This window comes from Coleofasciculus sp. H7-1 (assembly GCF_057473865.1).
The window spans coordinates 1-20,351 of sequence record NZ_JBYCCT010000078.1; the positions used below are offsets into that span (position 1 = coordinate 1).

At 46.0% G+C, this 20,351-nt stretch carries 19 protein-coding genes; 10 read left to right on the plus strand and 9 right to left on the minus strand.

The annotated features are described in order from the left end of the window. Positions 1–75: helix-turn-helix domain-containing protein (locus AC2VDX_RS22800; protein WP_378173165.1), on the minus strand; the 75-nt coding region annotated here is incomplete at its 3' end. Between the two features lie 331 nt (positions 76–406). On the opposite strand from AC2VDX_RS22800, the gene AC2VDX_RS22805 reads away from it, so the two are divergent. After that, positions 407–580 (plus strand): hypothetical protein, encoded by a 174-nt coding sequence (locus AC2VDX_RS22805; protein WP_378175201.1) that lies wholly within the window; start codon positions 407–409, stop codon positions 578–580. Positions 581–631: 51 nt separating this feature from the next. Here AC2VDX_RS22805 and AC2VDX_RS22810 read toward each other — a convergent pair whose 3' ends face one another. Further along, positions 632–1,420: an SAM hydrolase/SAM-dependent halogenase family protein gene (locus AC2VDX_RS22810; protein WP_378175204.1), complete on the minus strand. Its 789-nt coding sequence runs from the start codon at positions 1,418–1,420 to the stop codon at positions 632–634. A 179-nt stretch (positions 1,421–1,599) separates the two neighbouring features. On the opposite strand from AC2VDX_RS22810, the gene AC2VDX_RS22815 reads away from it, so the two are divergent. The 5 genes from AC2VDX_RS22815 to AC2VDX_RS22835 all read left to right on the plus strand — a co-directional run bounded on the left by AC2VDX_RS22815 (position 1,600) and on the right by AC2VDX_RS22835 (position 6,138). Then, a complete protein-coding gene (locus AC2VDX_RS22815) occupies positions 1,600–1,926 on the plus strand; it encodes a hypothetical protein (protein WP_378175207.1) in 327 nt (108 codons plus the stop codon). Positions 1,927–1,928: 2 nt separating this feature from the next. Beyond that, positions 1,929–2,153: a hypothetical protein gene (locus tag AC2VDX_RS22820; protein ID WP_378175210.1), complete on the plus strand. Its 225-nt coding sequence runs from the start codon at positions 1,929–1,931 to the stop codon at positions 2,151–2,153. A 179-nt stretch (positions 2,154–2,332) separates the two neighbouring features. Then, a complete protein-coding gene (locus AC2VDX_RS22825; protein WP_378175213.1) occupies positions 2,333–3,091 on the plus strand; it encodes a Nif3-like dinuclear metal center hexameric protein in 759 nt (252 codons plus the stop codon). A 19-nt stretch (positions 3,092–3,110) separates the two neighbouring features. Then, entirely contained in the window at positions 3,111–4,952 is a 1,842-nt protein-coding gene (locus tag AC2VDX_RS22830) for an ABC transporter ATP-binding protein (RefSeq protein ID WP_378175216.1), read from the plus strand. Between the two features lie 124 nt (positions 4,953–5,076). Then, positions 5,077–6,138 (plus strand): DUF3466 family protein, encoded by a 1,062-nt coding sequence (locus AC2VDX_RS22835; RefSeq protein ID WP_378175219.1) that lies wholly within the window; start codon positions 5,077–5,079, stop codon positions 6,136–6,138. 186 nt (positions 6,139–6,324) lie between these two features. On the opposite strand, the gene AC2VDX_RS22840 is transcribed toward AC2VDX_RS22835, so the two are convergent. After that, positions 6,325–7,638, minus strand: coding sequence for an FAD-dependent oxidoreductase (locus AC2VDX_RS22840; protein ID WP_378175222.1), 1,314 nt, complete (start codon positions 7,636–7,638; stop codon positions 6,325–6,327). 23 nt (positions 7,639–7,661) lie between these two features. Then, positions 7,662–7,850 carry a hypothetical protein gene (locus AC2VDX_RS22845; RefSeq protein WP_378175224.1) on the minus strand — a complete coding sequence of 63 codons (189 nt, stop codon included), beginning with the start codon at positions 7,848–7,850 and terminating at the stop codon, positions 7,662–7,664. Between the two features lie 1,461 nt (positions 7,851–9,311). Here AC2VDX_RS22845 and AC2VDX_RS22850 point away from each other — a divergent pair. Continuing rightward, positions 9,312–9,461, plus strand: coding sequence for a hypothetical protein (locus AC2VDX_RS22850; RefSeq protein WP_378175227.1), 150 nt, complete (start codon positions 9,312–9,314; stop codon positions 9,459–9,461). A gap of 271 nt (positions 9,462–9,732) precedes the next feature. Here AC2VDX_RS22850 and AC2VDX_RS22855 read toward each other — a convergent pair whose 3' ends face one another. The 3 genes from AC2VDX_RS22855 to AC2VDX_RS22865 form a co-directional block, all read right to left on the minus strand. Continuing rightward, positions 9,733–10,614, minus strand: a complete 882-nt coding sequence (locus AC2VDX_RS22855) for a hypothetical protein (RefSeq protein ID WP_378175230.1) — start codon at positions 10,612–10,614, stop codon at positions 9,733–9,735. A 38-nt stretch (positions 10,615–10,652) separates the two neighbouring features. Continuing rightward, positions 10,653–11,258, minus strand: coding sequence for a DUF1517 domain-containing protein (locus AC2VDX_RS22860; RefSeq protein WP_378175233.1), 606 nt, complete (start codon positions 11,256–11,258; stop codon positions 10,653–10,655). Between the two features lie 106 nt (positions 11,259–11,364). Beyond that, positions 11,365–15,084 carry a PAS domain S-box protein gene (locus AC2VDX_RS22865; RefSeq protein ID WP_378175236.1) on the minus strand — a complete coding sequence of 1,240 codons (3,720 nt, stop codon included), beginning with the start codon at positions 15,082–15,084 and terminating at the stop codon, positions 11,365–11,367. A gap of 150 nt (positions 15,085–15,234) precedes the next feature. Between AC2VDX_RS22865 and AC2VDX_RS22870 the strand changes: the two genes are divergently transcribed. From AC2VDX_RS22870 to AC2VDX_RS22880, 3 genes are all read left to right on the plus strand, one after another. Beyond that, positions 15,235–15,912: a response regulator transcription factor gene (locus tag AC2VDX_RS22870; protein ID WP_378175239.1), complete on the plus strand. Its 678-nt coding sequence runs from the start codon at positions 15,235–15,237 to the stop codon at positions 15,910–15,912. 733 nt (positions 15,913–16,645) lie between these two features. Further along, on the plus strand, positions 16,646–16,876 hold the full coding sequence (locus AC2VDX_RS22875) for a hypothetical protein (protein WP_378175242.1): 231 nt from the start codon (positions 16,646–16,648) through the stop codon (positions 16,874–16,876). A gap of 496 nt (positions 16,877–17,372) precedes the next feature. Beyond that, positions 17,373–18,188 (plus strand): protein rep, encoded by an 816-nt coding sequence (locus AC2VDX_RS22880; RefSeq protein WP_378175245.1) that lies wholly within the window; start codon positions 17,373–17,375, stop codon positions 18,186–18,188. Positions 18,189–18,232: 44 nt separating this feature from the next. Here AC2VDX_RS22880 and AC2VDX_RS22885 read toward each other — a convergent pair whose 3' ends face one another. Continuing rightward, entirely contained in the window at positions 18,233–18,694 is a 462-nt protein-coding gene (locus AC2VDX_RS22885; RefSeq protein ID WP_378175248.1) for a hypothetical protein, read from the minus strand. A gap of 544 nt (positions 18,695–19,238) precedes the next feature. After that, positions 19,239–20,306 carry a phosphodiester glycosidase family protein gene (locus AC2VDX_RS22890; RefSeq protein WP_378175251.1) on the minus strand — a complete coding sequence of 356 codons (1,068 nt, stop codon included), beginning with the start codon at positions 20,304–20,306 and terminating at the stop codon, positions 19,239–19,241. Positions 20,307–20,351 lie beyond the last annotated feature (45 nt).

The following is a 20,351-nucleotide window of genomic DNA, read 5'->3' on the forward strand; positions in this document are numbered from 1 at the left end:
GCCCATCGTCCTCTTGAGCAAGGTTTCTTGCTCAGGAGTCGGATAGATGCGGTACTTGAAGGCTTTCTGCGTCATGTCTCACAGTGTACCAGATATTTTGTGAGACGCTTAAGAGATTGGCGCTACCACGCCGTCGCTATCCCTCCCTGTGCTAAAGCAGCAGGGTTTCCCGCGAGGTTTCGATGATAATTCACCAGAGGCTATTTGCGATAGCCAAGATTTGTGAAAGCGATCGCCTTCTTCGCAGCGCTCACTCTTAACAGCTTCCTCGCTTCTTTAAAACTTAGTCGCTGTGAGAACATCTCCCCCTGTGATGATATTTAATTCAGCACAGAGAAGGGGACGCTACAACAAACCAGCTAGTTATGCTTTGAGAGTACACCTGAATCGGAAGGAAACAGCACCTATGAACAAGGCACTACTGACGATTCTATTATTCGCGTTCATCGTCTTATTCATTACCTCTCCCTTTGCTGGGCTGGCGATGTTGATGTTTGTTGTCTTAGGAGCGGCATTTATTTCGGCGTTTTGGAATTTGGTGCAAGCGCTGATCGGCAATGCTCCTAAAGAGCCGCTATAAAATTAGAAATGCCAAATTAAAAATTAACAAAGGGTAATTTTTAATTCCTTTTTAGAGTCGAGTCACTACTTGATTCACACGGGGTTTGCCGAAGCGTTCCCAAGCATTGCCGCCTCGCAAAAATAACTCCATCCAACGGATAGGCTTTCCATCATGTGCGGCATTCCAGCCGGAACTTCCCGGTGAAAACGCCAAAGTTCCTTGCGGTACGCGGAAACTGCCATCACAGTAGACGGCATCGCTCACGACATCCCCGACACGAATGACTACTTTTTCTTCCGGTTTTAGGTTGAGGGTATCGGCAGGGATTGTAGTTTTGATGTTACCGTAGCCATCGATCCAGGCAACGCGATCGCTCGGTGCATCGGGGATTTGACTGGCGTTCAAGACTTCCCCCAAATAGTTAGTGTCTCCCTGAGCGATCGCTGCCGCTGCATTAGGAAACACATCCCGCGAACGGAACTGCGATCCGCCTCTAGAAACTTTTACCGTTTGCAAAACTTGAGCATGATCTTTGATAAAAGAGAGGGTGTAACCAGCAAATACACCCACCACTTTGACGCCGTTAGGCAGCAGCGCATAAGTTAATCCCTCGCCTTCATTGTTTTGCCGTGCTTCCGGGTCGTCTTGGCGAGGAGCGCAGTTGTGATAAATGAGACGCTCTTGGGGACCGGGGTTGAGTCCGAGTTGAGCTATCCAGAAACCAGTCGCCAAGGTACTGAAGGGAGGAACCGAGAGGCAGTAAATCTGGGAGGAAGGTAGAGCCATCAAAAGACGTTGCGTGACCTCTGCAAAAGCTGGATCGCCGGTTCCGTAGTCTGCAATCAGGCTGATGAACATAGCGCCTCTCTATCGGGGTTTGCTACAGCAATGGTACCCTGTAGCTGGCTTTATTGTTGAACACAAAAGCGATCGCTTTTGTGGATGCTACTTTTAACCAATTTCTCCTTACCAGACCATCAAGCGATCGCTTTTGTTATCGGATACACTCATGACACTGGGAACAAAAGGCTGAGTAAATGTCCGATATTTATGTCACGATTCGCAATCAGGAGAATCATGCCCTGACTTCAATTGATGGCATTGCCTTTATTACTTTACTTGGGCAAGATGGGCAAGCGATCGCTCAAGAGACAGTTGACCTGATTCATGCAGATGCGGGCTTTGATGACCTGCCAATTGGGCAATACACTGTAGTTGTGAAGCATGAACGGGTTGTACCGCCAGCAGTCACTTATGATGTAACAATCAGTACTAACGACAAAGTAATCATACTGATATTTGTCTATCTAGAGCCAGCACGGGTACTTCTGGGCATTCAAGCTTCTGTAGAAAAGAGATTGTAACCATGACTGTTAAAGCCATCCCGTCATACTCCATTAAAATGTTCCGCTATCGAGTGCATTGTCTGTCGCGGGATCTTTGGCAAGCAAAAGATCCCGTATGTCGGGTGAATCTGGCTTTACAGCTAGCGGACGCTGCTACATCCCTGGCTAGGCTAGAAGTGCTGGAAGCGCAAAAATTGCAGCAAGTCTCTCCGATTCATCCGGTTTCCAGTTCTACTGAGCCATAACTGAGCCATAAGTGAGATAGGCTACCAGTTTAAGGGGGGACGGTGGAACCTTTGACTTTATATAGCAATCCTCTTTGATTTGTAAGACTTTTTTTGACGAACCGCCAAGGACGCCAAGGACGCCAAGAAAGAGAAAGCAGAGGATTTTATGAAGCACTTGTACAAGCTAGATTTTGCCCATGAGTACAGTTGCATGGACTGGAGACGCGATCGCGCTAAACGATCTTGCACAATTTTTAGATCGATTCTTTGCCGTTCATCGCTTTGGTGATGACCAAGGTGGCATTTATCAGCCCTCCTTGCGCCCTATCCGTCGGATTGGATTAGCGCTGGAACCTTGGGCGGGATTGCCTGAATGGGCGACATCTCAACACTTAGATGCCCTATTTTTCCATCGTCCCTGGAAGCTGGAGGCGGGACAACTAGCACCCGATGTCGGCGTGGTGGCGTATCATCTGGCTTTTGACGAACGTATGACACTGGGTTTTAATCCTCGACTTGCCGATGTGCTGGGGATGTCTGCATTGGAGGTGTTGGGTGAAAAGGAAGGACGACCGATTGGTACGATCGGGGAAATATCTGCACAGAGTTTTGTGAGTTACTGCGATAGCGTTCGTGAAATCTTTGGCGGATACGATAAAACACTTGCTAGTAGTGGAAGCGACATCCAGCGAGTGGCTGTCGTTGGGGCAATGACCGATGCGCTAATCCGCGAGGCGGCAATGCGGGGTGCCGATCTATACATTACTGGACAGTTGAGACAACCAGCGGCAGCTGCTGTGGAAGCAACAGGAATTCGCGTTATCGCCGTCGGTCATCGTCGCAGTGAAGAATGGGGATTGCGATCGCTTACGGGAGTGTTGCGCGATCGCTACTTCGATCTAGAAGTTGTTTTACCGCCTGTAGGGGCGATTGCATTTGCTCCTTCCGATGCCTAGACGACGTTATAAATAGATTATGAGTCGTCACCAGAAATTTAATGTCTTCAGGCTGATCGGGCACCGCTTACGCCAATCTCTAGCAGTTTTCCGATACAGCGATCGCGCGATTAGTTTAGTCTGGACTACTAGCCGCATCCTCACGATCGTTCTTGCCACTTTAACCTTATTTGCGGGTTTGCTACCAGCGGCTGTTGCCTATGTCAGCAAGTTAATCGTCGATGGGGTGGTTTTGGCTTCTCAAACCGGCTTGCAAAGCGATCGCCCGTCAGCGTTAGGTTATGTAGGATTGGAAGCGATCGCTGTCCTGTTGCTGGCAGGTAGTCAAAGGGGTCTATCCGTTTGTCAGTCCTTGCTGCGAGTGTTGTTAGGTCAGCGGGTGAATGTCTTAATTTTAGAAAAGGCACTCACACTCAACCTCACCCACTTTGAAGATTCCGAGTTTTACGACAAGATGAATCGGGCGCGACAAGAAGCATCCAGTCGTCCCTTATCGCTAGTCAGCCGTACTTTCAGCTTAATTCAGGGTGGTCTGTCGCTTGTCACCTACGGCAGTTTGCTGCTGCAATTCTCCATTTGGGCAGTCGTGGTACTGGTTGTAGCCGCCTTGCCTGCTTTTATCGCCGAAACGCGCTTTTCTGGAGAAGCTTTTCGCTTGTTCCGCTGGCGATCGCCTGAAACCCGCCAACAACACTACCTGGAAACACTGATTGCGCGGGAAGATTACGCCAAAGAGGTGAAATTGTATCAGTTGGGACCGATGTTACTGCAACGCTACCAAGACATCTTCTCTCGACTGTACGGCGAAGACCGGGATTTAACGTTACGGCGAGGATTCTGGGGTTACTTGCTGGGGAGTTTGAGTACCGCCGCCTTCTATCTCGCCTACGCCTGGATTGTCCTAGAAGCGATCGCGGGTCGGATTTCCCTTGGCGACATGACAATGTACCTGATGGTGTTTCGGCAAGGACAGTCTACCTTCTCCGCCGCCCTCACTTCCATTGGGGGAATGTACGAAGACAACCTGTATTTATCCAACCTTTACGAGTTTTTAGAACAAGACATCCCCAAATCCTGGGGAATGGCAACTAAGGGTGTACTTCCGAATGATGGGGTGCGTTTTGAGAATGTCTACTTCACCTACCCAGGAAGTCCTCAACCTGCCTTAAATGGAGTCTCGCTACACCTGAAACCGGGAGAAAAACTGGCGATTGTCGGTGAGAACGGTTCTGGAAAAACCACGCTAATTAAACTTTTAACTCGATTGTACGCACCCGATTCTGGGCGCATCTTACTCGATGGCTTGGATTTGCCGGAATGGGATATTGAAGTGCTGCATCGACGGATTGGCGTGATTTTCCAGAACTTCGTCCGCTACCAGTTCACGGTAGGAGAGAATGTGGGCGTTGGGGATGTCAACTACTTAGAAGACGAAAAACACTGGGAAATTGCCTCAGAAAAAGGCATGGCGAAACCTTTTATCGAAACGATGTCAGACGGGTTTCAGACTCAGTTAGGACGATGGTTTAGAGGAGGAACGGAACTTTCTGGCGGTCAGTGGCAAAAAATCGCCCTTTCCCGCGCTTTTATGCGAACTAAAGCAGATATCTTGGTATTGGATGAACCAACGGCGGCGATGGACGCAGAGGCGGAAGTGATGATTTTCGACCGCTTTCGGACAGTTACAAAAAACCAGATGGTTCTCCTAATTTCCCACCGCTTCTCGACGGTGCGAATGGCTGACAAGATTGTAGTTTTGGAAGCCGGAAAGGTGATAGAACAGGGAAGTCACGAGGAATTATTGAAAGCTGGGGGACGCTATGCTCGATTGTTCACGTTGCAAGCAGCGGGATACCAGTAGAAATAACTAATCCTCTTGGGGAATTCCGATCGAATTAGCAACTATCGCTGGCGATCGCTAGTCGAGGAGAACGGGCACAACCGATATTTGCCTTTCCCTTGAATTTTTCAGGTATCGCGTCATCATGAATTTTACTAATAAAGCGATCGCTATTTTAGGAATTATCACAGCACTGGGTGGATTGGTTGTTGCTGCCCGCGTCACCCTTCACTCATCAGGCAATGCCCAGCCATCACAGACACAAATTCCCGCAGGTCAACGCTACAGCATCGTCAATCTTGACACCCTCAATAGCCGTGCCAGCGTTGCCAAAAAAATTAATAATAACGATCAAGTGGTTGGATTTTTTAACCCTAACGACAGTACCCAAAAAGCCTTCATCTATAGCAATGGCAAAATGAGTGAAATTAACAGTCTTAAGAGCCGCTACAACGCCGCTACGAGTATCAATGAGAACGGGGAGATAGTCGGTGTAATGACTGCCAATGAAAATTATCACGCCTTCTTTTACAAAAATGGCAAAACAACCGACCTCGGCACCCTTGGCGGTAAAAGCAGCGATGCCAGAAGTATTAATAGTAAAGGTCAGATAGTCGGATTTGCCGACACTAGCAACGATAAGGCGCACGCCTTCCTGTACAGTAACGGCAAGAAGATTGACCTCGGCACCTTCGGGGGTTTGAACAGCTACGCGAACGACATCAATGAAAACGGGCAAGTAGTCGGTTTTGCAGAGAATCGCGATCGCATTCCCAAAGCTTTCCTCTACAGCGGCGGTCAAAAAACTGACCTCGGTACTTTAGGCGGACAAAGCAGCACCGCTAATGCTATCAACAACCAAGGTCAGGTGGTTGGGGTGGCAGACACTGCGAATCATCAACCTCAAGCCTTCCTCTACAGGAATGGCAAAATGATGGATCTCGGCACTTTAGGCGGACAAAGCAGCATCGCTAACAGTATCAACAATCGTGGGCAAGTGGTCGGTGAAGCGGAAAATGCCAGCCGCATTCCTCGCGCCTTCCTTTACAGTGGCGATCGGATGATTGATCTCAATCGCGTCATTCCGGCTAATTCGGGTTGGAATTTAACCAGTGCTACCGACATTAGCGATCGCGGAGTCATTGTCGGCATCGGTACTTATAACGGCAAAACTCAAGCTTTCCAGCTAACACCCTTTGCACGCTAATACCGTTTCCTCACATCTTCAGGACTTACGCAAAGCTTATACATATAGCGTTCTTGTCGGTTCAATCCCTCTGTGGTTGCCCTCAGATGTGGTGCTGTTGCGTAAGCCCCGATCTTGCACCAAGCCTCAGAATGGAATTCTAGGGCGATTGCATTCCCAGTCCCAAAAGCGCGGACTAACCGAAAATTAAGGGTTTTGTAACCTGTCGGGAGCAGGTTTCGTTTGTGTAGCTGCGGTTTCAACTGCTAGGATGCTTTTCTTGATGCGAACAGGCCATACGCCAAAGGCAATTAACCGCGCCGGAATGTCGCGCAAAATGGGTAAACGAAGGAAGAATGGCGGCTTAAATGCCTGGGTCGAGTCAATCGCCCTCGCAATAACCTGCTGCTGAACCAAAGACTGAAATGCTTGGATAATCCGCGTCGGTAACTCCCGTTGGCGCTGTACTTTCGCCAAGTCGCTTTCTTGCAATCCTTTTTTCAGCGGCTCACCCAGCACATTTGCAGCGACCACTGCATCCTGAATCGCGTAGTTAATGCCAACTCCACCAACTGGCGACATGACGTGAGCCGCATCGCCAATCAGCAGCAAACCAGGGCGATACCAACGCTTGACGCGGCTTGACTCAACTGTGAGCAGCGCCACTTGAGTCCAATCATGCAATTCTTGCATCCGGTCTGCAAACAGGGGTGCTATCTCAGCAACAGACTGACGCAAAGTTTCTAAACCTGCTTCCCGCAGCTGTTGATAGCTACCCTTGGGAATTACATAGCCAACCTGCCAATAATCAAAGCGGTTGAGCAGAACCAAAAGGCGACCGCCAGCAACGCGCCCCATTGTATCTTCGGGATCGTCGGCTTGGCGAGGTAAGCGAAACCAAAGCACATCCATTGGCGGCGAAGTCTTGATCGGCTCCATCCCGACTAATTGCCGAATGCGAGAGAAGCGTCCGTCTGCACCGACAGTCAGTTGACTTCGCACTTCATGCCAGCCGCCGTGTCCCCGGTAGCGTACACCCTGGATGACCCCGTTTTCCTCAATCAACTCCTGCACGTTCGCCCCCATCACCATCTGAAAATTTGGATAATGTTTCGCCTCTTCTGTGATGAATTGCAGGAAATGCACCTGGGGGAGCATGGTGATATAGGGGTACTTCGTCTTCAAATGACTGAAGTCAACAAATCGAAGCGGCCCCTCGGTCGTCATCAGGGTAAGGTTGGGAACCTTTGTGTGACGCATCTGCAACAAGCGATCGGCCAAACCGATTTGATCCATGATTTCCATCACCGATGGATGAATGGTGTCTCCCCGAAAATCGCGGTCAAAATCCTTGTGTACCTCCAGCAACATCACTGGGATGCCTTGACGGGCTAGGAGAAGCGCTAGGACAGCCCCCGCAGGTCCTCCACCGACAATGCAGCAGTGTGTTTGCTGTACATCAAGAATGTCGTGGGTTGTGGCGGGTGTCTCGGTCTGCAAAGAAGTTGGAATTGCGTTCATCTTGAACACCTCTTGAAATGAGTTCAACTAGAGGCGATCGCTTCTGTTTCTAAAATCGGCTGGGAAAGAACAGAGGCTTGCATTCCCATCGTTGCAACTAATTCTTTGGGTGCATTCACCCGACTGGGCGATTCTAAATATTCTCCAGTCACAATTGGCGACACCGGCTTCATTCGATGGGTAATATTGAGGCGAAAAGCACAAGGTCGCATCGGTAAAGATTGTGTTTAAGAAAGGGCAGTTTCGGCTCTGGGTGTAGAGGTTCCAGCGATCGCGTCTTTTAACCTCTGGGTTGGCAGGGCAAACAGCGATATACCTACCAAAGCAGTAAACTCATTGAGAGTCGATTATTTCATCTGAAAAACTTGTAAACGATAGCTGCTGTTCTAAATGCCAGCAGTTCATCAGATGTTTCCAGCTAGAGGTTAAGTTTCAGCGTCACCAAATCCAGCCCTAACAACCTAGACTGAGACTGGATTGGAGTTCGCTGTACAGGAAGACGCGGCATAAATTTATGGTCTTTTTACCTAAATTTGCTCTGATTTGGCACAGAAACCCGTCTAGTACTCGTTAAGACAAACATCAACAGCAAAAGCTGGACTTGCCAAGGTAAAAAGAGCAAACATAGAATCAAGCTGACAGATGCTGCTGATGCAGCAAGCAAGGCAACTTCATCGTGAGAATTCTCAAAGATGACGAAGGCCGATGCTATCGAGATTGCTAAAGGGATTAGAAACAGCAAGGACATATCCAAAACCTCTTGAAATCGAATATGTAGGCTACTTGGTTGTCAAGTTGCCTGGTTTAGGGTCACTACATCAAGCTATTACCATGTTTCCCTCCTCACCTCCTTTCCACATCACCCTAATGGGTAAACTTTTATTAGCAAAAATACAGGGAATCACCTGAGGGATTAGTATAGATCGGATTTAGAATTTACGCCCTAGGTAGTCGCCAATTTGTAGAAACAAATTTAAATAAGAACGATAACGGCTATCAAATATAGCATTGCTACGACCGAAACTGCTGATACTATTTTGGGCGAATTCCCTTTGGATAACAGCGACGCTGGAAAAATTCAACTAACTAAATGACAGGGATAGGAAGGCATTCACCGATTGGATGAAGGCGGTGCAGTTAGAAAGCCTGAAAGACTATCCTAATCTCGGTTGTGTCGGCTCCCTTTGAGATCGCGTTCCCCAGCACTGGTGCGATCGCTTGGTGTGTCTCTCAGGCATCTCTTTACTCTAGGCTGTAGCTAGGTTTCACGCGCATCGCTTTGTCTGGATTGACTGCAAGCATCCTTCAACCCTCCTGGTGGGTAAGATCCAATACGGTTCACTCCCAAATAGTTGTAGGTTGGGTTGAGGAACGAAACCCAACACGCATAAGCATTTGTTGGGTTTCGTTCCTCAACCCAACCTACTAGCGCGTCTACTCTAAAATGTTGGGGAAGCAAAGTTAAAAAGTGTTGGTTGCTATTGCTTTCATCAATACACAAGCCAGTAATTTAGGCTAGACGCGCTACTACGCAGATTTTGGATTTTTAGCTCTAAATGAACCGTATTGAGGTATATCGCCCTCTGCACTTCCCAGGAAATGTAAAGTTTTATAACAATCTCTCTTAGGGGTGGGGGGTCTAACCCCTCACTGGGGTATATTGAATTTAGTAGATGCACCCTGATGATCGACGCCCTCAAGTTTTTGTTGGGCGTTTTTTGTTTTTGGGGCTAGCGATCGCTCAGGGTATGCGCGGAGTGCAGATCGATTCTCAGAAGCTGCTAGACGCGCCTTCTGGTGGCAAAGAGGAATCACAGATGTAGCGTTAATAAACTGAAAAAGCTATTGTGAAGTTTTATAACAATCTTTTTTTGAGGTGAGGGGTCAGACCCCTCAGTGAGTTAAACTAATATTTAGTAGATGCACCCTGATGATCGACGCCCTCAAGTTTTTGTTGGGCGTTTTTTGTTTGGCTTAACTTCATCCCACAACCGCAGGGTCTGACCGAACATGAGATGAACGGTCAGACCCTGCGGCTGAGTCCCCCTCCCGGAAAAGCGGGGAGAGGTTTCGGGATGCCCATCCTCCCGCTAATTAGCGGCGTCTGCCACCAGAACCAAAAGCTCCCCGACTGCGACTGGGACGCGATCGCCCTCCGCTGCCAAAACTGGGACTTCGATTAGCGCGGCTGGGAGTCGATCGGTCAGACCGACGCAGCGTGCTGGAACCATAACCCGACCCAGTAGAACGGTTTCCGTTTTGCGGCACTCGACGAATGGTGGTCGGTTGACTGGATGAAGGCGATCTTAAGCGCCCGGTCGTCCGCAAGGTTTGACGATTTGTAACAGCAGGTGGCGGCGCTTGGTAGCGGGTTTGGTATTGCTGAACCGCTTGACCATAAGTGTTGCCATATCCGCCGTAACCTCTCAAAATTCCGCCTGGTTGATACACTGGCGGCACATAGTAACGCGGCGAAAACAACAAGCTGCCTATCGCTTGACCCGCCAATGCTCCTGCAAAAGGCGTCCAGAAGCTTGATTGCTGACGCACTACAACCGTTTGGGGTTGACCTGTTTGAGGGTCGGATCGAGTTTCAGTGACGTTGTGAACGTATTCTATTTTGAAGTCTTCTGGAATGTGTAGAGATGCCTGACCGTTAGCTGTTTTCAGATAACCCTTCTGACCCGACTTAATTTCTTCGTCTGTCAGACGCGCCATTTGCAAATCTGTACTGCGATAAACAGCCGGTGTGCCCGGAGGGGTATTGAGCAACATGACTGTGTATTCCCCATTGGCATCATTGTAGGTTGCCTGTTGCACTGGATATTGTCCTTCAGGCAGCCGAGTTTGAGCGGTCGTTGTGTTGAAGTCTCGATTCTGAGATGGGGCTTGGGTTGTCGTTGTAGGGCCACCACAAGCTACGGTGGTCAAACACAACGTCAGGGACATGAAAAGAATGGTCAATCTACGTAACATAAATTGATTAATAGTTTTGATGAGGAAGATATTAGCCATTAAAGGGGAATCAGTTCTGGAAAATTCAGCAACAATTGATCGTTTGTCAGTTCATCACCCAACTGCGCTGGAGAAAAGTGAACTTGTATTGCTCGCAGTTTTTCCTGATAGTGCAGATTAATCAAGGTTTTTAGACCTTCTTTGAGCGCACTAAGATTGGCGAGATCGCTTTCGAGTACGGGAACTTCTCCCTCGTAAGCCACCGTAATCATCACAATCAAGTTGCGAGTGACCGGCAATGATAAGGGTTCATCTTTTCCATGAGAGGATTGACTGAAGTCTGGTTCGCTCAAATAGCGTTCAGCAGAGTCTGTGAACAATTCATTCACGTAGTCTCCAGCTTCACCTTCATCCCAGAAAACGTCGCCTTCATTTGCTGCGGATTGCCAGTAAGTATCGTACTGTAAGAGGTTTTGGCAAATTTCAACCAGTCCTTCGCCCAAAATTTGCAGATCCCCGTCAGCTTCGACTGCTTCTCTAGCAGCACGATTCAGAACTCCCAACAGAGGCGCAACCTCTGCACCTGCTAGATGGATAAACAAACGACAGACTACAAAGCGGCTTTTGCCACTGATTTGATTGAAGCGATCGCGCCAAGAAGTCATGACTTATCTTGCTATTAAATGCCAATCTTAGTCAATTGAGCTACTTTTCTTACTTTACTAGGTGGGTGCGCTCGAAGCCGTCTACCCTCAGAATGGTATAACTGCTCTAGCCGAGATCGAGACTCCCCATCCCTACAGCGCCCTTTAAAGGCAATCTCACAGTGGAGGTGGTTCCCACCCCGACTTGACTCTTCACCGTAATTGTGCCCCCGTGTAAATTCACACACTTTTTAGTCACGGTTAGCCCTAATCCCGAACCAGCGATATTGCCAACATTTTCCCCTCGATAAAACGGCTCAAATAGATGGGGTTGGTCTTTTGGCGGAATGCCAATACCTCGATCGGTAATTTCGAGGATTGCCACTTGGCGATCGCAAACGAGGGAAAAATGAATCTGACTGCCTTGGGGTGAGTATCTAATCGCATTGGAGAGTAAATTGTTAACAATTGAGCGCAGAAGTTTTTCATCTATTGCTGATTCTGAACTATCCCCTTGGCTAACAAAGATTATTGAATTTTTACTGCCAGCAATTAACCGCATTTCTTCCGTTAAGTAGTAGCAGATTTTTTTGAGATCAATAGACGAAGGGTGGAATTCTAGTTTCCCGGCTTCCGCTCTATTAATTATCAGAATATCTTCTAATAGCTGAACCATGTGTTTAGCACTAGCTTGAATGCGAACAATATTCTTCACCACTTTTTCTTTTGACCATCGCTGGAAGGAATGTTCTAGGGATTGGGCAGAGAGTAAGATAGTGCTAATTGGAGTGCGAAATTCATGAGAAACCATCGAAAAGAAGCGCTGCTGAAGTTGACTCAGTTCTTTTTCTCTTTCTAGCGCCAGACGCATTTCTTCAGCCTTCTTAAGATCGGTGATGTCTACCCCTGTACCCAGGATCTGTTCGGGTCTGCCGTCAGCGGTTCTCGTAAAAACAACTTCACAGATATGAAACCAACGCCATTCACCCCTGACGTTTTTCATGCAGTATTCTTTTTCGACTACTTGACCCTCTTTAGTGGCGGCAAATTCTTTGTAGAATTCATCAAGTTTAGAAAAATCTTCTGGGTGTAAAAAATCTGATAAAATCCGCGAACCTAATGCTTGGATTTCTGCCTGGGTGCATTGAAAAAAATCTTCCGTTCGGCGATTGGCATAAACGTTACAATCTTGAATCAGGTCATAAATGTAGAGCCAATTGGGAGTTGTATCGGCAATCTTCTGGATGAAACGTTGGCTTTCTCTCAGGGCTTCCTCGTTAGCTTTGCGCTCAGTGATGTCGAGGCAGGTGCCGATATAACCAGCAAAATCTTCTTCTGTTGTAAACCGGGGAACTCCTTTATCTAAAACCCAACCGTATTCGCCATCAGCCTGTCTCAACCGATATTCTATACAAAAGGACATTCGGGCATTGAAAGCCGATAAGTAGGTATCTAAACAATGCTGAGTATCTTCAGGATGCACGCCTTCCAACCAACCATTACCGATTTCTTGCTCTAGAGTCCGTCCGGTAAAGTTTAGCCAAGTCTGGTTGAAAAACGTACAAAGTGCGTCATGATCGGACATCCAGATCATGACGGGGGCGCTATCAGCCATCATGCGGAAGCGAGCCTCGCTCTCCCGCAGCGCTGCCTCCGCTTGCTTACGCACGGTGATGTCGCGTAGCACCGATAGATGTCGCCCAGGAAGAAAATTGGCTTTAGCCGCATACTCAACTTCTCGCACGGTTCCATCCGGATGCAGGAGACGCAATTCTCCAGTTGCCTGCCCTTGTTTTTGGAAGTTGTGCCATGCCTGTTTAAAATCAAAACTAGGCTCCATAAAGTCTGCAATCCGCTTTCCCAGAAGTTCTGAAAGTTGCAGTCCCAACAGTTGACAGGCGGCTGGATTCCCTTCTACATATGTGCCCTCGTCATCTGTAATTAATATCACTTCGAGTGCGCTCTCGAAGATTGCTCGCAGTTGTTCTTCCCTGGAACGGATGTCGGTAATATCCATCGCTGAGCCGGTAATGCCAACAACTTCCCCCGTGGGATTACGCAACGGCTCTACGGTCAAATCGTAGTGGCGAATTTCTCCGTTAACTGTAATAAATGTCTGTTTGCGCGTTCCGATTCCGGTTGTCAACACTCGGCGCTTAATCGCTGCCAGCCGTTGGGCATCTTCAGGCGAAAGGGCTTCTGATTCTAATTTCCCGACTAAAATTTCCTCAACGAGCCTTGAAGTGGGATGATGTACCCAGGTGTAGCGTAAATCGGTGTCTTGATTGAAGACAACCATAGGTGAATTTTTGAGCGCAATCCGAAAGCGTTCCTCACTAATTCTCAGTGCTTCTTCAGCAGCTTTGCGATCGCTAATATTGGTGGAGATGCCGCAAATTGCGTAGGGAATCCCTTGGGAGTTATAAATGAGAAACTTCAGCGATAAGTAAGTGCGGATGCCGTCGCGGCAAGGAATGAGTTCTTCAAACTCAAAGGAACTTCCAGATTCAAGCACTATTTTGTCATTCGATACCAACCTATCTGCGATTTCCTGCGGAAATATATCGTAATCGTTCTTACCGAGAACTTGCTCTCTGGTGACGTGCAATAAATTTTCAAACTGGCGATTGACCAAAATGTATCGGCTAGAAGTGTCTTTAAGGTAGATAGCTGCCGGGGAGTTATCTAGAATTGCCTGTAACCGTTGTTCGCTCTCTCGGAGAGCTAATTCTGCTTGTTGGCGATCGCTAATATCGCGAGCAAAAAAACTAGCGTACTCTTTGCCCTTAAACTGCAAGTAATTGCCTGTTATCTCCACAGGGAATATCCTGCCATCTTTGCGACGATGATGAGACTCCAGAGAGAGAGAACCGCGTTGCTTGATCGCTTGCCAAATATCTGGACAGACTGCTGGGGCAATGTCCGGATTTACGTCAGGTAGGCTCATTGAGAGTAATTCTTCCCGTGAATAACCGACTGAATGGCAAAGGGCGTCGTTTACATATACAAACCGCGCCTGTAGATCGATCCAAGCGATCGCATATACCGCCCCATCGACACAAAATTGGGTCAGATGTAACGCCTCTTCGGCTCGCTGGCGCTCGATAATTTCAGCCAGCAGTAATTCATTGGTACTAGCTATCTCTGCGGTTCGTTCCTGAACTCTGATTTCTAGTTCCTCATTAACCTTTCGTAGCGCCTCCTCTGCGCGTTTGCGCTTCGTATTTTCGCTATAAAGAAGGAAGTAGACCCAGCATAAAAGCAAAAATATCGAGCCAGTGCCCATATAATGCATCAAGATTATATTATGGGCGTTGGTTGATACTGCTAGCGATCGCTGCTGTAAAAACTCTTGCTCGTCGTTCTGCATCTGCTGGATTAACTGGCGCTCACCCTGACGCTTTTGCTCCTGCTCGAATAGGGCAATCTGTAACGCCGGATCGTTGCCATTGTTCTGCCGCAGGGAAATCAACTTTTTGAATACAGCGAGTTTTTTCGCCACTAAGGATTCAAGCACATTTAGCTTAGTTTGTTGCTGGGAATTATCAACACTCAACTTTCGGAGCTTTGGGATTTTTGAGCCAATTTCCTGACTAGCAGCAAGCTCGACGTTCAGCCAATTTTCGTTGCCCGTTAGGATGTAGTTGCGTTCCTTTGCTTGAATATCCTTCAGCGGGGAAAAAATTTCTTCAAGGTTCTGCACAACTTCGTCAGTCTGCTGTACCCATTCATAGCTTTCAATCAGTCGAGTCATGCTCCAATATGAAGCTGTACTCGGTGCAACGAGTAGCAACAATGCCAACCCTAAACCGCCGATCGTAATTGTTTTTTTAGTAGACCCTTTCATAACAGGTACTTTCTGCTGAAACGACTGTTTATGTCGAGCTAATTTTTCCAACAATAAATGATATTGTATTTATAAGGCAGGTTTGTCAGCAAAAGACTTTTTGGGTCGTCTTTGTTTCCATTCACTATATAATTAAAAAAAATTTATGCAATGAGAATCCTTCTCATAGAAGATGATTTGCATCTTGCGGAAGCTTTAGTAGAAGCTCTTACTGACCAAATTTATGTGGTTGATGTGGTTACAGATGGAGAAACTGCTTGGGAGCAAGTCCAAATCCTTACGTATGACTTGATTTTGTTGGATGTAATGCTTCCTAAGCTAGATGGCATAAGCCTTTGCCGTCGATTGCGCTCTCATGACTACAACCAGCCAATCTTGATGATTACCGCCCGCGACACCAGCGCGGATAAAGTCACCGGCTTAGATGCTGGAGCGGATGATTATGTCGTTAAACCGATCGATTTGCCAGAGTTATTAGCCCGGATACGGGCTTTGTTGCGTCGAGGGAGTTCCTCCGCATCTCCGGTGCTAGAGTGGGGCAGCTTGCGCTTTAACCCTAGTACCTATGAAGTTAGCTATGCTGAGCAATCCTTGCACTTAACCCGCAAGGAGTATTCTTTATTGGAGCTGTTCCTTCGCAATGGTCGGCGCGTACTCAGCCGCAGTAGTATCATCGAACACGTATGGTCTCTTGAGGAACCCCCAGAGGAGGAGACTGTCAAAGCCCATATTAAAAGCCTTCGGCAGAAACTCAGGGCAACAGGAGCGCCTCCCGATTTTATTGAGACAGTTCACAGTATCGGGTATCGCCTTAAACAGCTATCGTAACCTGATGCTTTGTTGAACATCACTAGCAAAATTTTCTTGACATAACTTTACCTTTTTTTCCCGATTTCTTCCCGATTTATTCCCTAGTTTTTTACATTTGAAACGTAATCTTAAATTCAAAACAGGCTAGAGTCTGTTTCCCAATCTGACGACCTCCTTTTAATGCAGGCTGGGTTAGTCGGCATAGGCTAGAAGCGATTAATCCAGTATGCTCTCTCTGGACTTGATAAAATTGATATTAATCCAATTTAAGGTGAGTTTCATGTTAATACTCATGCCTTGAACTTACAAAACAGCCGATGTTAACAAAACCCTCTAATCAAGAAACTCTTAAATTTTATGTTTAGGGGAATTTATTACCTATTATCCAGCTTATAGGTACTATTTTGGTCTCTTCAAAAGCAACTGAATTTTATCTGCCTCTTTACTTAGAAACCTTTTAGAAAATGCGAGTGGGTATATTTAGTTTTAAAATCAGCAGTTTTGGACAAAACTTTGATATTTTAAAAGTAACAAACTGAATAAACTTAACTTTTAGCAATAGCCATAAGTTATAAAATTAATTAGACAAAACCAGAATGTTAATTTGAGAAAAAGTGAGGTTGAAATGGCTGATCGAACCATCAATTTAACAATGTTATGGGTTGCCGATGAAATTGCTAAAATTTTAGATAATGAACAAGAGTATTTTGAGTAAGGAACTTTTTTAAATTCTAGATTATATAAAGAATTAATGACCTATACCTTGAGTCGAGTTCCTAACGTATACGCTGTGATTGAGGATGGTCAAAAAATTTCAGAGCAATGCAATCGTCGTTACTGCTCTGGAGAAAGAAAGCTGCACATAGAAACAGTAATTCGCCAAGGAATTTTCGAGGTTATCCAAAAGAAGAGAGATTGGATTAAACATCAACTTTCTAACTCATCTGAACAGAGTTTTTCTCCATCTACTTGGTTTACCTAATTTGCAAAGGTTTAAGCAAAATTTATTTAGGAGCGGATAGACAAGGTTATTGAGCCGTACTGTCTATAACACTTCTAAAGGCGAGATTCCCGACTTCTCTAAGAAGTCGGGAATCTGAACTGCTGGCTCACAACTGAGATAGAATTGCTATAGATATCTATTGCCACGACTTGAGACACCATCCATTTTAATCAATACGGTTTTTAGCAACACGAAGTTTTAAAAAAATGTATTTTGACATTTAATAGGGTTTATTTACAGTTAAATAGTGAGTTATAGGTAGATGCGATCGCGCTTTTTTATTGGTGCTAGATGGTTAAGCGATCGCGCATTATCAACTTAGAAAAATTTTTTTAACTGTACCAGCAACGGTGTTATCCCATACAGGAGAAAAGTAATTCAGCGGATTGATTTACGTATTTCAACGGATGGATGAATGTAGAACCCCCTGATAGTTTGAGTTGATCGCAGTAAATCAAACATAGCAGGGGGGTTCATGTCTGATAAAGCCGCAAACGGAAGCTTGATTCCTTTTAGTGTCTCACCTCAAGACAAGTGTGAACCAAGTACAGATGCATTAGGATTATCTGATATCTCCCCAAAAGGCAACACTTGGGAAAAGCACCGAGCAAATGCGGATATAGTTTCTAAGCACTACGCTGGCGCTGGAAATGGTGGTTTCAATCGCTATGCTCATCGGGTTAGTACCTGTTCCGAGTGGCTGGAGTTTCGATTAGTGCCAGCATCCGAAGGTTCGCTCAACTTTAAGCTATCAAATACCCGATTTTGTCGCGTTCGTCATTGTCCGGTTTGTCAGTGGCGGCGAAGTCTCATGTGGAAGGCGAAAGCTTATAAAATTCTCCCGAAAGTTGTCGCTGATTACCCCAAATACCGCTGGCTTTTTATTACTCTGACTGTAAAAAACTGTCACATTGAGGATTTGCGGACAAACTTGGATGGGATGAACAAAGCTTTTAAGCGATTAACTGAGTTAAAGGCATGGCCTGCAAAAGGTTGGATAAAGTCTGTAGAGGTTACTATAGGTCGGGATTGGGTATCTGCTCACCCACATTTACATATTTTGGCTCTGGTACAGCCTTCATACTTCAGTCATGGCTATCTTTCGCAAGCTAAGTGGGTAGAACTTTGGCAGCAGTGCTTGCGGATAAATTATAAGCCAGTTATCGATGTCAGAGCGATCGCTAAGCATCACGACCCCACATTGCTAATCCCCGAAATCCTCAAGTATCAGGTGAAGGAGTCAGACTTGGTAGCAAATCGGGAATGGTTTCTAGAAAGTATAGAGGGTTAACGGAGATTAGCCAACGAGAGAATTAAAGAGAGGATATAAGGACTTCAAGACGTTTGAAAGGTAGAAACAGGTCTTGAGAGTAATGTGAGAGTACGATTACAATAAGCGTAGCAGTAGCTAGAAGGGAAAGGGAGTAGGAGGAGATTTTTGCCAGATTTTATGACTGATGAATGCGATGGGTGGAGAATTCCATTGCGTGCAAAGGGGTAGAGATAAACCAAATTATTTCTTTGATACCAACTGACAACATAGACTGGAGCTTGTTTAGATTGTTCACGCAGTTGTGCTTTTGCATCACCTACAATTGCTGAATCAAAACGAGTAGATGAATAGGATCTCACCTTTGATTCAATATAATAGGCAATTTGACCTGATGGTTTAAAGATAGTGGCATCCCATCTGGCATACTTATAAGCCGTAAATTTTACTGAATAAGTTGGATTGAGAACTCGAACCAAATCTAAAACCACTTGACGATTGAAAAGTTCGTTTTGGGAGAATGCCATGAGTTTTGCCTAAGAATAAAGTTGACAAGAATTCCCCTTGATAGCAATAGCTTCAAGGAAATTAGTTTGGGAATAAAAGCTGTAAAAAGCCAGAAAAAAACCTCCTAGTAAGAAACCAGGAGGTTAAAAGAGTGATAAATTTCGTACTTTTGCGGCGCGAGCCGTATTGAAAGGATTGGGGTAAATGAGTATAGTGAATGAAGCTTCACCCCCCTCTCAACGCGAAGCGCACACTCACCAACTATTGGGAAAGCGAGTAATACCAACTCAGACACTTCCGGCGCGAGCCGGTTGTCTATCAGCGAAGCGAGTAATCCCAACTCACACCGACCAAACCTAAGCGAAGCGAGAGATGCTTAATTCACAACTCCCCGGTTCGCGCCAGGGGAGCTAGATGTGGAATTGGCAGAGGAATAACTTCACTCGAAACTGAGAAATAACGGCGGTGATGAATTTGTAAAATAAAAGTAAATAAATAAAGAAAACCATAAGAGCGATCGTACTTTTTTACCATCGATATAGAGACGCGATCGCCTCCTTATTTCTACCTACTCTTAGCTCGCGGAGCGCTTACCACACCGATGGTTTGGGGAATGGTTCTTGTAGATTTAATATAATTTTTACCCTGAGCCAGCAACTGTGAAGATCCGCCACCATCGAGCATGACTACTTTATCTGCACCAAACTTTTTTAGTGTCTCCGCTGCATGAAACTGAGTCGAATCACTTGAATTAAAAATTAAAACTGTTTCATAAATACCGTTAGAGTCGCCATCTCTAACTCCCATAAAAGTTCTACCAAGATTTTTATTAATAGATTTATTTGCATTTTCGCTCAAGCCAACAATGATATTAGGAGCTGAAGAAGAGTAAAGAGGATTTTTGCCCTTAAAAGCGCTAATTTTTGCACGAGTCTTCCAAACTTCAAGCATCAGCTTTTGGCTAGCAAATTCACTTTCTCCCGCATAGCCGTTACTAATGATGGTTCCATTGGCTTTAACTGGAAAGGCTAAGTTAGTGATGGTGGCGGAGTTAGTATCATTTCTGAAAAACTGACCATTAGTGATAGAAAAAGCCTTTTTATTTAAAGAATAGAAATGATCCCAGGCTTGTGTAAGCGTTTGGCGTCTCAACTTAGGATCGTTTCCGCCATAAGCGCCTTGTCTCTTACCCAGATTGGTAATCTCACCATAAAGAAACTTTACAGACGCGCCTTGGCTCAAATCAACAACTTGCACATAATCAGAGTTTTGGTTATAAAGCGTAACTCCTGGCGCACTTCTAACAACTTTAAAACCAAGAGGAAATAATTTTTGATTGCGATCGCTTTTAACAAATAGTGTCTGTGAGGAGATACCGTTTCTAGCATCCCACGCTGGAGAATATCCCTGGTGAATAGAATTCGCGGCTACATAAGCAACACGCAAAACGGCAAAACCCCTCTGTGCGGTTTTTAAATACCTTGAGTTTGCGAAGGCGGAGTTCGTTGGTACTGTTGAGGCTGCTATTCGCTCGGACTTGGCTCGATCGTTCTCAGATATAGATGCAGGAAGGTTTGGAGCGCTCAAGTGGATGCTTTGAGCGATCGCGGTAAAAATAAAATATGCAAACATGAACGATCTCTTTTCTATTTGACCTGGTTGACGATACCTGATTAG

Excerpts from the sequence above, each read along its gene's own strand:
- AC2VDX_RS22850 (WP_378175227.1), top strand. The coding sequence starts at position 9,312 with ATGCACCCTGATGATCGACGCCCTCAAGTTTTTGTTGGGCGTTTTTTG.
- AC2VDX_RS22885 (WP_378175248.1), bottom strand. The coding sequence starts at position 18,694 with ATGGCATTCTCCCAAAACGAACTTTTCAATCGTCAAGTGGTTTTAGAT.
- AC2VDX_RS22880 (WP_378175245.1), top strand. The coding sequence starts at position 17,373 with ATGTCTGATAAAGCCGCAAACGGAAGCTTGATTCCTTTTAGTGTCTCA.
- AC2VDX_RS22840 (WP_378175222.1), bottom strand. The coding sequence starts at position 7,638 with ATGAACGCAATTCCAACTTCTTTGCAGACCGAGACACCCGCCACAACC.
- AC2VDX_RS22830 (WP_378175216.1), top strand. The coding sequence starts at position 3,111 with ATGAGTCGTCACCAGAAATTTAATGTCTTCAGGCTGATCGGGCACCGC.
- AC2VDX_RS22825 (WP_378175213.1), top strand. The coding sequence starts at position 2,333 with ATGAGTACAGTTGCATGGACTGGAGACGCGATCGCGCTAAACGATCTT.
- AC2VDX_RS22820 (WP_378175210.1), top strand. The coding sequence starts at position 1,929 with ATGACTGTTAAAGCCATCCCGTCATACTCCATTAAAATGTTCCGCTAT.
- AC2VDX_RS22890 (WP_378175251.1), bottom strand. The coding sequence starts at position 20,306 with ATGTTTGCATATTTTATTTTTACCGCGATCGCTCAAAGCATCCACTTG.
- AC2VDX_RS22875 (WP_378175242.1), top strand. The coding sequence starts at position 16,646 with ATGACCTATACCTTGAGTCGAGTTCCTAACGTATACGCTGTGATTGAG.
- AC2VDX_RS22855 (WP_378175230.1), bottom strand. The coding sequence starts at position 10,614 with ATGTTACGTAGATTGACCATTCTTTTCATGTCCCTGACGTTGTGTTTG.
- AC2VDX_RS22815 (WP_378175207.1), top strand. The coding sequence starts at position 1,600 with ATGTCCGATATTTATGTCACGATTCGCAATCAGGAGAATCATGCCCTG.
- AC2VDX_RS22865 (WP_378175236.1), bottom strand. The coding sequence starts at position 15,084 with ATGAAAGGGTCTACTAAAAAAACAATTACGATCGGCGGTTTAGGGTTG.
- AC2VDX_RS22835 (WP_378175219.1), top strand. The coding sequence starts at position 5,077 with ATGAATTTTACTAATAAAGCGATCGCTATTTTAGGAATTATCACAGCA.
- AC2VDX_RS22810 (WP_378175204.1), bottom strand. The coding sequence starts at position 1,420 with ATGTTCATCAGCCTGATTGCAGACTACGGAACCGGCGATCCAGCTTTT.
- AC2VDX_RS22860 (WP_378175233.1), bottom strand. The coding sequence starts at position 11,258 with ATGACTTCTTGGCGCGATCGCTTCAATCAAATCAGTGGCAAAAGCCGC.
- AC2VDX_RS22845 (WP_378175224.1), bottom strand. The coding sequence starts at position 7,850 with ATGCGACCTTGTGCTTTTCGCCTCAATATTACCCATCGAATGAAGCCG.
- AC2VDX_RS22805 (WP_378175201.1), top strand. The coding sequence starts at position 407 with ATGAACAAGGCACTACTGACGATTCTATTATTCGCGTTCATCGTCTTA.
- AC2VDX_RS22870 (WP_378175239.1), top strand. The coding sequence starts at position 15,235 with ATGAGAATCCTTCTCATAGAAGATGATTTGCATCTTGCGGAAGCTTTA.